Below are 13,456 nucleotides of genomic sequence, written 5' to 3'. Positions count from 1 at the left end.
CTTCCGATCAGGAGTTTTCGAGGACGATGCCCTCGATCATGTTGGCCACGTCCTCGCACTTGTCGGTGATGGTTTCCAGCAGTTCGTAGATCGCCTTGAGCTTGATCACTTCGCGGACCTCGGGCTCTTCGCGGAACAGCTTGCTCATGGCCGAGCGCATCACGCGGTCGGCATCCGATTCGAGGCGGTCGATCTCTTCGCAGGTCTTGACGGCAGCCTCGGCCGTCTTGGGGTCGTTGACGTCCTTGAGCAGGCTGACGGCGTGCTTCAGGCGCTCGCAGCACTTGACGCCCAGGTCGGTCAGGCGGGTGATCTCTTCCGTCATGTGCCGCACGTCGTACAGCGCCATGGTTTCGGCCGAGTCCTGGATCAGGTCGGCGACGTCGTCCATCGTGTTGATCAGCGAGTGGATCTGCTCGCGGTCGATCGGGGTGATGAAGGTCGTGTGCAGCAGGCGGTTGACCTCGTGCGTGATGCGGTCGGCCGAACGCTCGGCGTGGTCGACTTCCTGGTTGTATTTGTCGCGCAGGTGGGGGTCGGCGTAGTGGGCCACCAGTTGCGAGAAGGCGTGGGCGGCCTTGACGATCTGCTCGGCATGCTGGTTGAACAGCTCAAAAAAATTGCCCTCTTTGGGCAACAGCTTGCCAAAAAACATGGCGTCTCCAGTACGGGATGTTGAAGTTGTGATGACAGCGGTGTGTCAAGTCGCCGGATTTTATCCCCCGGCACATGGAATCCCGGGGAGAGTTCGGTGCGTGTGGCCACGGCCCCGAAAGCCGTGCTTGGGGAAAACCCGGATCTGTGTGATAATCGCTGGCTGTCCTTCAATCGATGGACAGTTTTTGTGCATCTGCCTCACACAAGAGGTCTCCCGAATGCCTTCAGGCGTCTTCACGGCGCCCGGTGCAAGAGCTCCACGAGTTCCTGCCGGCACGGAATGAGACCACTCGCTGAACCGGACAGGGTCTTCCCTGCGGAACCGCGCGGACCGTTTGTGGTTGATGTTTTGTAACCACGAACGGACCAGACGCCAGCGGGTTCCAGCTTTCAGGCTGGGAAGCCTCTCTGCGTTTGTTCTGCTCAATGACGCCTTTGATGGCGCCAGGACGAACATGAGCGACGCTTTTGAAGATCGCGGCGAATTCACGCCCGAGACCCTTTCCCCCGAACAGGTGACCGACCAGACGGTCGCGACCGAACCCAATGCCTTCGAGGTGCTGGGTCTGGCTCCCGAACTGATCCAGGCCGTGACCGATCTGGGCTACACCCAGCCGACCCAGGTGCAATCCCTGGTCATTCCCAAGGCCATCCGCCAGGAACACCAGGCCGACGAACGCTACGCCGACCTGATGGTCTCCAGCCAGACCGGCAGTGGCAAGACCGCGGCCTTCCTGCTGCCCGTGCTGCACACCCTGCTCAAGCAGCAAGACGCCCGCGTCGAAGCCGAGCGCGTGGCCTTCGAGCAGGAAACCGCCGAGGCCCTGGCCGCCGGCAAGCCCGCACCCAAGCGCAGCAAGCGCAAGGACCCGACCAACCCGCGCAACTTCAAGGCCGCCACGCCCGGCGCCCTGGTGCTCTGCCCGACGCGCGAACTGGCCCAGCAGGTGGCGCACGACGCCATCGACCTGGTGCGCCACTGCCGCGGCCTGCGCATCGCCAACGTGGTGGGCGGCATGCCCTACCAGCTGCAGATAGCCAAGCTGCAGAACGCCGACCTCGTGGTGGCCACGCCCGGCCGCCTGCTGGACCTGCAGCGCTCGATGCAGATCAAGCTGGACCAGGTGCAGTTCCTCGTCGTTGACGAAGCCGACCGCATGCTCGACCTGGGCTTCTCGGACGACCTGGCCGAAGTCAACCAGCTGACCAGCCAGCGCGACCAGACCATGATGTTCTCGGCGACTTTCGCCCCGCGCATCCAGCAACTGGCCATGCGCGTGATGCACGACGGCGGCAAGCACGTCCAGAAGGTGCAGATCGACTCGCCCCAGGAAAAACACGCCAACATCAAGCAGGTGCTGTTCTGGGCCGACAACACCCAGCACAAGCGTGCCCTGCTGGACCACTGGCTGCGCGATTCTTCCATCAACCAGGCGGTGGTGTTCTGCAGCACGCAGGTGGAATGCGACGGTCTGGCGACCGACCTGCAGCAGGTCGGGTTCCATGCCGTGGCCCTGCACGGTGCGCTGAGCCAAGGCCTGCGCAACCGCCGTCTGATGGCGCTGCGCAGCGGTCAGGTGCAGATCCTGGTGGCCACCGACGTGGCCGCCCGTGGCATCGACGTGCCGACGATCACCCACGTGTTCAACTTCGGTCTGCCGATGAAGGCCGAGGACTACACGCACCGCATCGGCCGCACCGGTCGTGCCGGTCGCGATGGCCTGGCCGTGACCTTCGCCGAGTTCCGTGACCGCCGCAAGATCGGTGACATCGAGGCCTACACCCACCAGCGCCTGACGGCCGAGGTGGTGCCTGGTCTGGAACCCCGTCAGCGCCCGCCGCAGCCGGAATTCAATGGCCGTGGCCGCCCTGGTGGTGGTCGTCCGGGCGGTGACCGTTTCCAGCGTTCCGGCGGCGACCGCTTCGGCGATCGCCCGCCCCGTGGCCCCCGCGTTGAAGGCCGCCACGAAGCTCCGCGCTTCGAAGGTCGTCATGAGGCACCCCGGTTTGAAGGCCGGCAGGACGCGCCCCGTTTCGAGGGACGCCGCGAAGCTCCGCGTTTCGAAGGCCGTGACCAGTTCGCACCGCGCGGCGATGTGCGTTTCGATTCGCGCCCTGAAGGCCGCCATGACCGCGACACCGCGCGTCCGGCCGGCCGTTTCGGTGACGATCGTGGCCCCCGCAGTGGTGGTGCAGCCCGTCCGCACCAGGGTCACGGTGGTGGCAGCTGGTCCAACAGCGAACGGGCTCCGGGCCGTCCGGCTGGACCGCAGCGCCGTCCCCGCTAAGACCAACAAAAAAACCCCGCGATGCGGGGTTTTTTTTATGGCTTCCTCTCAAGCGATCAGACGATCGCCAGGCCTCAGGCGTAGAGTTCGCGCGCGATCTTCAGCGCCAGCGTGTCCGGCAGCTCGACATCGTCAAAACTCAGGGTCTGGCCGGCGCTCACGGGGCGCGTGATCACCGCATCCTGGATCAGGCCGATCGGCACATGGCCCTTCACGTCGGTGATGCGCGCGGCTTCACCGCGCACCTGGAAGCCGCCAATTGCGCGATCGATGCGCGTGCCCACCGGCAGGTCGACCTTGGCAATGCCGACGATGGAAATGCTCGGCTTGCTGGAGTTGTTCAGCAGCACACCGCCACCGCCCAGCACCCGGCGCACCGTCTTGATGATCTCGTACTGGCACAGGTGGAACGGGCGCACGAGCACGTAGTACGGGCCATCGCCGAGCTTGAGGTAGTTCAGCGCTTTCCATTCGGACTTGTCGTGCGTGCCGACGACGAACACGCCGGCGTTGCCCGGCGCCAGCACGTAGTCGGAGATCGCCTGGCCGCGCTCGGCGGCAGTGCGCGCCAGTTCGATGGCGGCCTTGGTCACGTCCGTGGCCTTGGGGCCTTCCATGCCCTGGCGTGTGATGGTGCCGCCAAAGCCGTTGGCCACCAGCGCCTGTTCGATCTGGATCTTGGTGCCGTCGGTGAACGAGGTGGTCTGCTCGACGCTGATGCCCTGCTTGCCGGCCCAGTAGGCCATTTCTTCGGGCGTCGGATGGTGGTTGAGGAAGCCCTTCATGTTGCCGTAGACCAGCGGCTTGAAGCCCATCATCACGGCCTCTTCGCGCAGGGCGGCGATCGAGCCGGGCTGGTCGCCCTCGGCTTCGGTCAGCAGACCCTTGTCGGCGAACCAGGAGCCGGTGGTGACGTGGAACTCGGAGTTCATGGTGACCACGGGTTTGCCGGCGCGCAGGGCGATGTCGATGATGCGCGTGGCGTGCAGCACGTCACCGCTGCACTCGACGATCAGGTCCGACTTGTCCAGCAGCTCCTGTTCGGAGTGGGTGAAACGGTCGGTCCAGGGGAAGAAATCGACGCCGCCTTTGCGGCGGGTGAGCACGACGCTGAGCTCCAGGTCGGGGGCGTGGTTGTGCACCAGCCGGGCGAAACCGCTGGCGATGAATCCTGTGCCGACGAGGCCGATCCGTTTTTTCGGGCTGTTCATTCCGTGTGACTTTCTTGGGTCTTGCGTGTGTGTTCCGGGACCGCTGCCAGCGGCACGGTCTCGGCCGGAGGTGTCAGACGCTGTAGCGCAGGCGGCTGTCCGGGGCGTCGAAATTCTGGTCCTGCGGAGCGTAGCCGGACACCAGCTCCACCAGCAGCAGCTTGGTGCCGTCCACGTCGCGGCGGTCCAGCACGGCTTCGAGCTGGGTCAGCTTGTCCTGCAGCACAGGCCAGGCCAGGAATTCTTCATGGGCCTTCATGATCCGGGGATGCGAGGTCGGGCGCGGGTTGTTGCCGATCAGCAGTTCCTCGAACAGCTTTTCGCCGGGGCGCAGGCCGGTGATCTCGATGGCGATATCGCCGTCCGGGTTGATCTCGTCCTTCACGCACAGGCCCGAAAGTTCGATCATGCGGGTCGCCAGATCGAGGATCTTCACCGGGTCGCCCATGTCCAGCACGAACACGTCACCGCCCTTGGCCATGGCTCCGGCCTGGATGACCAGTTGCGCGGCTTCGGGGATGGTCATGAAGTAGCGGGTCATGTCCGGGTGGGTCAGCGTGATCGGCCCGCCGTCGCGGATCTGGCGCCGGAACTTGGGCACCACCGAGCCGGACGAACCGAGCACGTTGCCAAAGCGCACCATCGAGAAACGGGTCCTGGGCGAAGCGTCGGCCAGCGCCTGCAGCGTCATCTCGGCCAGGCGCTTGCTCGCGCCCATGATGTTGGTCGGGCGCACGGCCTTGTCGGTGCTGATCAGCACGAAGTCGGCCACGCCGAACTCGGCGGCGATCTGGGCGGCGGTCAGCGTGCCCAGCGTGTTGTTGCGGATGCCCTCGATCGGGTTGTGCTCCACCAGCGGCACGTGCTTGTAGGCGGCGGCGTGATAGACCGTGTCTGGTTTCCAGTCGGCCATGACTTCGCGCAGCCGCTGGCCATCGCGCACAGAGGCCAGCACCGGCACGATCAGCACACTTTCCGATTCCAGGCGCTCCTGCAGTTCCTGCTGGATTTCGTAGAGCGCGAACTCGCTCTGTTCGACCAGCACCAGGGTGCTGGGGCCGACGGCCAGGATCTGGCGACACAGCTCGCTGCCAATGGAGCCTCCCGCGCCGGTCACGAGCACGACCTTGTCGGTGATGTTCTTGCCCAGCAGGATGTGGTTGGGGCTGACCGCTTCGCGGCCGAGCAGGTCGTCGATGTCCAGTTCGCGCAGGTCCGAGGTGCTGACCACGCCCTGCGCCAGTTCGCTCACGGCCGGCAGGGTGCGCACCTGCACGTGGGCGCGCTGCATCTGGGCGATCAGCTCGTTGCGGCGGTGGCGGCTGAGCGAAGGAATGGCCAGCAGCACGGTGCTGACCTGCAGCGAACTCACCAGGCCCGGCAGGTCGGCCGGGCTGTAGATCGACAGGCCGTTGAGCACGTGGCCGTGCAGGCGGTCGTCGTCGTCCATGAAGCCGACCACGCGCATCTCGTGGCTGTTGGCCATCGCAGCCGCCAGCTGGCGGCCCGCGTTGCCGGCGCCATAGATCAGCACGCGGGGCAGGGCGATCAGGCGCAGCTGGTTGCGGTACAGGCCGCCCAGCCAGAAGCGGGCCAGCATGCGCGACGCGCCGACGGTGAACAGCAGCAGCAGCGGCTGGATCAGGCCCACGGTGCGGGGCACGCCGTCGATGCCGAAGGCGGTGAAGACGGTCGCGAACAGCAGGGCGTAGACCGCGCAGGCCTTGAGCACCGTCATCAGCGCCGCCATGCCCGAGTAGCGGAAGATGGCGCGGTAGAAGCCGTTGACGATGAAGATCGGCAGGGCCAGCACCAGGGAAACGCCGACCGCTGACATCGGCTGCCAGAAACTGTCGCCGGACAGCTTGACCCATTCACCCAGCCGCAGGTAGTAGGCCAGCCAGACAGTCAATACACACAGCGCGGCATCCACGGAGAGCACCACCACGCGCTTGGCGGGGCGGGGCATGGCCAGGATCGGAAGGGCAACTCGGTTGAGCATGGGTGTCGGAGGCGCCTCAGTGGGTCACGCCGTCACGGCGCAGCACGCGCCACGCCGTGAGGAAGATGATCTTCATGTCGAACCAGAACGACTGCTTCGCGAGGTACTCGGCGTCCAGTCGAACCTTCTGCGGGATGGGCAATTCGTCGCGTCCGTTGATCTGGGCCCAACCTGTCAGGCCCGGGGGCAGGCGGTGCACGCCAGCCTGAGTACGGGCTTCGATCAGATCGGTCTGGTTGAACAGCGCCGGCCTGGGGCCGACCAGACTCATGTCGCCTTTGAGGATGCTCCACAGCTGCGGCAATTCGTCCAGGCTGGATTTTCGCAGAAAGGAGCCCGCAGAAGTCAGATACTTTTCAGGATCTGAAAGAAGGTGGGTGGCCACGGCGGGGGTGTCCAGCCGCATGCTGCGGAATTTGGGCATCTTGAACAGCTGGTTGTCGCGCCCGACCCGGTCGCTCCAGTACAGGGCGGGGCCAGGGGAGGAGAGGCGCACCCACAGCGCGATCAGGCCGATCGGCAGCAGCAGCACCAGTCCCACCAGCAGTGCAAAAGTCACATCGAAGGCACGCTTGATCACCGGACGTCCCGTGTCGCTGATTGCAGGCCCTGCTGCACCGTGCAACCAGGCGCCCACTGCAAAACCCGGCGAGTATGCCCGATGTCCACCTGCAGGCTGCCGATCAGGCGCTCGACCTGGTCGGCGCGCCCGGTCAGGCGGCCGGCCAGGCGCAGCCAGGATGGCGGGAAGGGCAGCAGCCGGGCCGGTCGCCCCAGCGCCTGGGCCATGCCGCGGATCAGGTCGGGTGTCGACAGGTCCTGTCCGTCGGACACCAGGAAGGTCTGGCCCGCGGCGGCCGGGTGCACGGCACAAAGGGCCAGCAGGTCGGTCAGGTTGTCCAGCGCCACCATGGAGCGCAGGTTGTGGACGGAGCCCAGGGGCAGCGGAACACCCCGGTGGACGGCCTGCATGAGGCGCAGGAAGTTGGCCTTGACGCCAGGGCCGTAGACCAGCGGCGGTCGCACGATCACGGTCTGCAGCCCGGTTTGCGCGGTCACGGCCTGGAGCGCCAGTTCGGCCTCCTGCTTGGACACGCCGTAGGCGTCTTCCGGAGCGGGCGGGCTGTCGGCACGCAAGGGCGCTCCGGGGGGGGAGCTTTCACCCAGCACCTTGATGGAGCTGACATGCACCAGGCGCTGCACGCCGGACCGCACCGCCGCCTGGGCGAGCGAGCGGGTGCCCTCGACGTTGATGCGCCGGCAGATCTCCAGATCCTGCGGGCCGGGCCGCAGCGGGATGTGGGCGCGCGCGGCGCAGTGCACGACGACATCGACGCCCTGGAGGGCGTTCGTCCAGTCGGTCTCCGGCCCGAGTTCGCCCACGATCCTGGCCCCGGGCCATTCCGGCCTTGGCGTCCGCAGCAGCGGAACCACCGGGTGACCGAGCGTCTGCAGGTGGCGGCACAGGGCGCTGCCCACAAAGCCGCTGGCACCGGTGACGGCGATCACCGGCGTCATGCGGCCGCCGGCCCTGCCAGACCGGACAGCCGGTCGGCGTACCAGGCCATGTGTTCCGCGGTCACGCGGTGGTGCGTCGGCAGGAAGCTGGCTTCCATGACCGCACGGGCGCCCGGAAACTGGCGCCGGGAGGATTCTTCCGCGCGCTGCACCACTTTCTCGTACATGCGCCCCGAACTGATGCCCGGACCTTCGAGGCTGGCCCGCACGGGGTATCTCAGATAGGGCAGGCCGCACGGCATGTCGAACCGGAGCGCCTGGGGAATGCTGCGGTGGTAGGCGTCCGCGATGCGGGTCCGGCCGGTGCCGTCCCAGGTCTGCAGGCTGTGCGTGATCCAGCGGGCCCGGTCTTCGCACAGGGCGCGGATGTCGATGGACCGCGACTCCTTGTCGATCGCATTGGCCGAATGGCGCTGGGTCACCTTCTGTCCGAACAAGGCCCAGGCCGGCCCGAACAGCAGGTTGCCCACCAGCGACAGGACCACGTGCCGGACCGCGCCGCACTCCTGTTCCAGCGCGGCGTATCCGTTGCGCAAGGCCCCGCCGCCCAGCAGGGCTCCGCCGCCCATGCCGGAGACCTGCTTGCCGGGACCGAAGCTCAGCAGCTGGAAGTCGGCCCCGCTGGCGGGATCGGGCAGGGTCTGCGCCCGGTCTTCGATCACGATGCAGTCTGGAAACAGCTGTTTGTAGGGGCGCACCGGTGCGCCGAACAGCGGCGTCGGCACCAGGGCCACCGTTCTTCCTGCCGACCGCTCGATCCAGCCGCGCACGGCCGCCAGATCGAGATCCAGGTCTGGAGCGACATCCACAAACGCCATTTCTGCCCCGGCTTCGTCCAGCGCCTGCACCACCGAGTCGCAGGTGTAGGCGGGAACAATGAACAGCAGATCGGGGTGCTGGCGCAGCAGGTGTTGCGACAGGAACTTCATCCCCTGCCGGGCCGCGCCGAAGAACAGCCACCCGGACTCGCTGGGCCGGCTGCCATAGCGCACATGGGGAATCAGCGGGGGAATGGGCTGGGGCGGGTGCATGGTGGGGGACGACTTACAATTTGCCGTTTGTCCGCCCGGTCGCCCGGTGCGTGCATCACAGCGTCTGTCCACGCCGATTTTCCCCCATCTCTTGCGGGTCCCTTTTTTCCGCAAGACCCCGGGCGATCCGGTTTCCAGTATCCATCAGTCCCTTGCGCACCTCTCGCCCGCTTTCTCCGTTATTGCGCCCTGAAGCATTTCTGGCGTGGTGCCTGTCGGTGCTGCCCCGCTGGCGGGGCGCGCTCCGGGTGCTCCGGCTGGTGCTCATCAGCGGGCTGCTGACGTTCAATCTGGGCGTGCGCTCCAAGCCCTACCAGCTGGATGTGGTGCTGGATGCCAGCATTCCCGTGACCGCCACCGCGCAGGTCTTCTATTCGTTCGACGGTCTCTCGTACTACCCCGAGAACAGCCAGATCATGTCGCACAAGATGGTCGACGGCCGCATGGCCATCGTCTTTCCGCTGCGCACCGCCAAGCCGGTCAAGACCCTCCGCATCGACCCGCTGAACGAGGTGGGGTCCCTGACCTGGTCCGGCATGACCCTGCATGGCAACTCCGGCACCTGGACACGCCACGGGACCGAGCTGCAGGGCCTGTTGCAGCATCTGGACCAGCTGAAGATCGTGTCCTCGGACGGCGCCGGGCTGCGGCTGGAAGCCACGGGCATCGACTCCAAGCTGCTGATCGATGTGCCGGATGGGCTGATGCACCTGTCGTGGGGCCAGCGCGCGCTGCCTTGGCTGAAGGCGCTGGCCGGGAGCCTGCTGGTGGGCGTGCTGCTGGAACTGCTGCTCCGGCTGTTCCGCCCGGATCAGCGGTTCCGCCGTGCCGTCGATGCCGGTCTGGCGCGGATCGCGAAGGCGGTGAGTGATCCTTCGGTGCTGACGGTTCCGGCGTCGGCCATCGGTGTCTATGCCGTGCTGCTGCTGCTGGCCGGTGTCTGGGTCGGGGCCAAGCTGCACCAGTCGTCGATCGGCCTGTGGGACGGCATGTACCCGCCCGAATACGTGGAGCGTGCGGTGAGTCTGGGCTCGCCCAAACCCATCCGCAGCGACGAATGGGGGACGCTGACGCCCTGGATCCTGAACCAGGCCCAGACGGGGATGAAGAACGACAACGCCAACATCGGTGCGCCCGGCTCGCCCATGCTGGCGGGGGCGCCGGTCCTGTCCCCGGTGATGGTGGCGCAGCCCAAGTACTGGGGCTTCGTGCTGCTGGACATCGAGCGCGGCTTCTCCTGGTACTGGGCCTACAAGTCCTTCGGCCTCATTGCGGCGTTCTTCACCTTGCTGTTGCTGCTGACCCGGGGCGACACGGTTGTCTCGCTGGCGGGGGCGCTGGGCATGTTTGGCGCGTCCTACGTCCAGTGGTGGGCTTCCAGCGTGCCCTCAGAGGTGATTTCCGGCTTCGTGATGTCGGTGGTGGGCACGGTGTACCTGCTGCAGGCGCGCAGCGCCAAGGCCATGGCGGTGGGGGCGGTGCTGGCGGCGCTGTCGGTGCCCAACCTGCTGCTGCAGCTCTATCCGCCGTTCCTGCTGCAGATGGGGTATCTGGCGGCGTTCCTGCTGGTGGGGCTGCTGGGCCACAAGGCTGCGCTGGAGAATTTCCGCTTCCGCCAGCCGCACCGCTGGATGTTCATGGGCCTGTCGGTGCTGATCGTGGCGCTGCTCGCGGGTTCCTGGTACGGGCAGGTGCGCGATGCGGCCCAGGTGATGATGAACACGGCCTATCCGGGCAAGCGCGTCAACCTGGGCGGCGACTACCCCTGGTACGCGATCTTCTACGGCGTGTTCGAGTCCTGGAAGATCGACGACTCGGTCATTCCGTTCCCGCCGGTCAACCCCTCGGAAGCCAGCACCTTCTGGATCCTGTTCCCGCTGGTGGCGTTCATGGTGCCCTGGCAACGCTGGCGGCAGCCGACGCTGCGGATCGTGACGCTGCTGATGGCCTACTGCCTGCTGTTGCTGGCCTGGACCTGTCTGCCGCTGCCGCATGCGGTGAAGACGCTTCTCTCGGGCCTGGGCTGGTCGCTGGTGCCGGCTTCGCGCACCCAGATCGGCTTTGCGGTGGCCTCGGCCTTGATGATGGCCCTGCTGGCGTCGGCGACGGCGCGTGGCGAACTCAAGCTGGTGAAGGTGCCGTCGGTCTTGCTCGCGCTCGCCCTGGCGCTGGTGGTGGCCGCTTACGGCAAGTACCTGGCGACACACGATCCGGTGTTTTTCTCCAATGGCCGGATCGCGCTGGGAGCGTCGGTGGTCGGGCTGCTGGTGTACGCGGTGCACCGTGGGCTGCGCTGGATGTATCTGGCGCTGATGGTGTTGATTGCTCTGCCGACCATGTACGTCAACCCGGTCCAGAACGGTTTGGGGCCTTACCTGAACAAGCGCAGCTTCCAGCTGGCCCGGCAGTTCGGTGGGGAAACGCACGACAAGTGGGCGGTGTTCGGCAATCTCCGGCTGGCACAGGGCTACCGCTCGCTGGGCCTGCATGTGATCAACGGCACCTACTATTCCCCGCGGGCCGATCTGCTCGACCAGCTTGATCCGGACGGGCAGTACAAGGAAGTCTGGAACCGTTATGCGCACGTCGAACTGGTCAGTGGCGAGGAAGGCAAGAAGCCCCGGTTCGAGCTGAAGTACGCCGACCATTACCAGATCTTCCTGGACGTCTGTGGCCCGCACATCCGCGCCGCGGGCGTGACCCACGTGGCCTACACCTACGCGCCGAGCGCGCGCGAACAAGCCTGCATGGAGCCGTTGATCGTCAACGACTTCAGCGGCGAGAGTCTGTACCGCCTGCGGGCGTTGAACTGAGGACAATCTTGACTTCTCTGGACATTCTGGTTCCCTACTGGGGCGATCCGCGCCTGATGCGGGAGACCGTGGAAAGCGTGCTGGCGCAGGACTGCGACCGCTGGTTCCTGACCGTGCTGGACGACTGCTATTCCGATCCGGCCATCGGCGACTGGATGAAGACCCTGAACCATCCCCGGGTCAAATACCTGCGCAACGAAAAGAACCTGGGCATCGTCGGCAACTACCAGAAGATGCTGACCATGGCCACGCGCGAGCTGGTGATGTGGCTGGGCTGCGACGACGTGCTGCTGCCCAACTACGTGAGCACGGTGCTCAAGGCGCACGAGAAGTTTCCCGACGCCGCGGTGATCCATCCCGGCACGCAGACCATCGACGAAAACGGCACGGTGGTCTCGACCCTGACCGACTGGGCCAAGACGAAGCTGGTCATGCCGCAGAGCAAGGAGCCGCAGCTGCTTCGCGGCGAGTCGCTGGCGACCAACCTGCTGGTGGGCGACTGGATGTACTGGCCGGCGCTGACCTTCCGCGCCGACCGGCTGCACAAGGCGCAATTCAACCCCGAGCTCAAGATCACGCACGACCTGGCCTTCGTGCTGGAGCTGGTGTTTGCCGGCGAGTCGCTGCTGGTCGACCCGACGGTGTGTTTCTCCTACCGCCGCCACTCCAACAGCGCCTCGACCAACAGCCTGTTCGACGGCCGCCGCTTCAAGGAAGAGCGCCAGTACTTCGCGATCGCGCGGGCGCAGGCCGAGAAGGCCGGCTGGCGGAAGGCCGAGCGCGCGGCGCGCTGGCACCTGACTTCGCGTGGCAATGCGCTGTGGATCCTGTGCAATGCCATCGTGCAGCGGCGCTGGTCGTCGGTGCCGATCCAGCTGGAGCACATCTTCAACCGGGTGGGTCCGTGAACGGCGCCGTGACCGAGTTGCCGCCGCTGCCTCCGCCCCGGAACGTGCGTTCCCGGGCGGCGCGGCACCGTTCGCAGACCCAGGGCGATGTGGTGCCCGAGTCGCAGGTGTCGACGGCGCTGCACAGTGCCGATTTCGTGGCGCGCTGGCGCAACATGCTGGTCGAGCTGTATGGCTACCAGCAGCGCGAGGGCGTGCTGCTCGTGCCGGGTGTCACCGGTGGGCGTACGGCGGTGCATGTGCCGCTGCTGAGCTATTCCGAGCTGTCGATGACCGAGGCCCGGGCGCTCCAGGGTCGGCTGGGCGGCGGCAGTTTCCAGATCCGTGTGCTCGATGGTGAGGTCACTTCGTTCCAGCCGAACGAGACGGTGACGATGCGCCTGAACCTGGCCTCGGGTTCCGAGGACGAGGTCTTCAACGGCATCATCCCGTCCAAGTGCCGCAACCACATCCGCAAGTCGGAGAAGTCGGGCATCCAGATCCGCGTCGGGGTGGAAGAAGACCTGATCGACGATTTCTACCGGGTCTGGGGCACGACCATGCACCGGTTCGGCACGCCGGTGTTCGCGCGCCGCCTGTTCTCGCTGCTGCCCAAACACGTCGACACCCGCTACTTGGTGGGCTACCTGGACGGCAAGCCGGTGTCCGGTGTCTGCCTGGTGCTGGACGAGACGGTGGCCTGGGTGCCGTGGGCCGGGTCGCTGATGGAATACCGCAACGTCAGTCCCAACCACATCCTGTACTGGCACGCGATTCGGATGTCGCTGGAGGCCGGCCGGCCGGTGTTCGACTTCGGTCGTTCGGGCTATCAGGCACCAACCTTCGTGTTCAAGGAAGAGTGGGGCGCCGAGCCGGTGCGGGTGTTGACCCTGTCTTCGAGCCAGTCGGACGTGTATTCGAAGTACACGCTGGCGGCCAATGTGTGGAAGCGCTTGCCGCGCATGCTGGTCGATGCCGTGGGGCCGCGACTGTGCCGTTTTCTGCCGGACCTCTGATGGGCCGGTGCGGATTTGAACTGAGGTGACGTG

General features: G+C 66.2%; 10 protein-coding genes. 4 read left to right on the top strand and 6 right to left on the bottom strand.

Features of this window, described 5'->3' with window-relative positions; translation table 11 throughout:
• Positions 1-7: 7 nt before the first annotated feature.
• The gene (locus tag ACS5NL_RS18595) at positions 8-655 is read right to left on the bottom strand and encodes a DUF47 domain-containing protein (RefSeq protein ID WP_439355456.1); all 648 of its coding nucleotides are present in this window, start codon (positions 653-655) and stop codon (positions 8-10) included.
• 457 nt (positions 656-1,112) lie between these two features.
• Between ACS5NL_RS18595 and ACS5NL_RS18590 the strand changes: the two genes are divergently transcribed.
• Positions 1,113-2,945: a DEAD/DEAH box helicase gene (locus ACS5NL_RS18590; protein WP_439355455.1), complete on the top strand. Its 1,833-nt coding sequence runs from the start codon at positions 1,113-1,115 to the stop codon at positions 2,943-2,945.
• A gap of 74 nt (positions 2,946-3,019) precedes the next feature.
• On the opposite strand, the gene ACS5NL_RS18585 is transcribed toward ACS5NL_RS18590, so the two are convergent.
• From ACS5NL_RS18585 to ACS5NL_RS18565, 5 genes are all read right to left on the bottom strand, one after another.
• Positions 3,020-4,156, bottom strand: a complete 1,137-nt coding sequence (locus ACS5NL_RS18585) for a hypothetical protein (protein WP_439355454.1) — start codon at positions 4,154-4,156, stop codon at positions 3,020-3,022.
• 73 nt (positions 4,157-4,229) lie between these two features.
• Entirely contained in the window at positions 4,230-6,158 is a 1,929-nt protein-coding gene (locus tag ACS5NL_RS18580) for a polysaccharide biosynthesis protein (protein ID WP_439355452.1), read from the bottom strand.
• Positions 6,159-6,174: 16 nt separating this feature from the next.
• Entirely contained in the window at positions 6,175-6,735 is a 561-nt protein-coding gene (locus tag ACS5NL_RS18575) for a sugar transferase (protein WP_439355542.1), read from the bottom strand.
• Positions 6,735-7,676: a UDP-glucose 4-epimerase family protein gene (locus tag ACS5NL_RS18570; RefSeq protein WP_439355450.1), complete on the bottom strand. Its 942-nt coding sequence runs from the start codon at positions 7,674-7,676 to the stop codon at positions 6,735-6,737. Before ACS5NL_RS18570 ends, ACS5NL_RS18575 begins: the two co-directional genes overlap by 1 nt.
• Positions 7,673-8,707 carry a DegT/DnrJ/EryC1/StrS family aminotransferase gene (locus ACS5NL_RS18565; RefSeq protein WP_439355448.1) on the bottom strand — a complete coding sequence of 345 codons (1,035 nt, stop codon included), beginning with the start codon at positions 8,705-8,707 and terminating at the stop codon, positions 7,673-7,675. The genes ACS5NL_RS18570 and ACS5NL_RS18565 overlap by 4 nt, the downstream gene beginning before the upstream one ends.
• 218 nt (positions 8,708-8,925) lie before the next feature.
• Here ACS5NL_RS18565 and ACS5NL_RS18560 point away from each other — a divergent pair, with 218 nt between their 5' ends.
• The 3 genes from ACS5NL_RS18560 to ACS5NL_RS18550 are packed head-to-tail and all read left to right on the top strand — an operon-like array spanning position 8,926 to position 13,423.
• On the top strand, positions 8,926-11,520 hold the full coding sequence (locus ACS5NL_RS18560) for a DUF7657 domain-containing protein (RefSeq protein WP_439355447.1): 2,595 nt from the start codon (positions 8,926-8,928) through the stop codon (positions 11,518-11,520).
• Between the two features lie 8 nt (positions 11,521-11,528).
• A complete protein-coding gene (locus ACS5NL_RS18555) occupies positions 11,529-12,428 on the top strand; it encodes a glycosyltransferase (RefSeq protein WP_439355446.1) in 900 nt (299 codons plus the stop codon).
• The gene (locus tag ACS5NL_RS18550; protein ID WP_439355445.1) at positions 12,425-13,423 is read left to right on the top strand and encodes a GNAT family N-acetyltransferase; all 999 of its coding nucleotides are present in this window, start codon (positions 12,425-12,427) and stop codon (positions 13,421-13,423) included. Before ACS5NL_RS18555 ends, ACS5NL_RS18550 begins: the two co-directional genes overlap by 4 nt.
• Positions 13,424-13,456: the final 33 nt, after the last annotated feature.

Source organism: Hydrogenophaga sedimenti, assembly GCF_051857515.1.
Taxonomy (GTDB): domain Bacteria; phylum Pseudomonadota; class Gammaproteobacteria; order Burkholderiales; family Burkholderiaceae_C; genus Hydrogenophaga.
The sequence above is the reverse complement of the archived record's forward strand: the minus strand, read 5'-3'. Positions and strand labels throughout refer to the sequence as shown.

Excerpts from the sequence above, each read along its gene's own strand:
- ACS5NL_RS18595 (WP_439355456.1), bottom strand. The coding sequence starts at position 655 with ATGTTTTTTGGCAAGCTGTTGCCCAAAGAGGGCAATTTTTTTGAGCTG.
- ACS5NL_RS18590 (WP_439355455.1), top strand. The coding sequence starts at position 1,113 with ATGAGCGACGCTTTTGAAGATCGCGGCGAATTCACGCCCGAGACCCTT.
- ACS5NL_RS18585 (WP_439355454.1), bottom strand. The coding sequence starts at position 4,156 with ATGAACAGCCCGAAAAAACGGATCGGCCTCGTCGGCACAGGATTCATC.
- ACS5NL_RS18580 (WP_439355452.1), bottom strand. The coding sequence starts at position 6,158 with ATGCTCAACCGAGTTGCCCTTCCGATCCTGGCCATGCCCCGCCCCGCC.
- ACS5NL_RS18570 (WP_439355450.1), bottom strand. The coding sequence starts at position 7,676 with ATGACGCCGGTGATCGCCGTCACCGGTGCCAGCGGCTTTGTGGGCAGC.
- ACS5NL_RS18565 (WP_439355448.1), bottom strand. The coding sequence starts at position 8,707 with ATGCACCCGCCCCAGCCCATTCCCCCGCTGATTCCCCATGTGCGCTAT.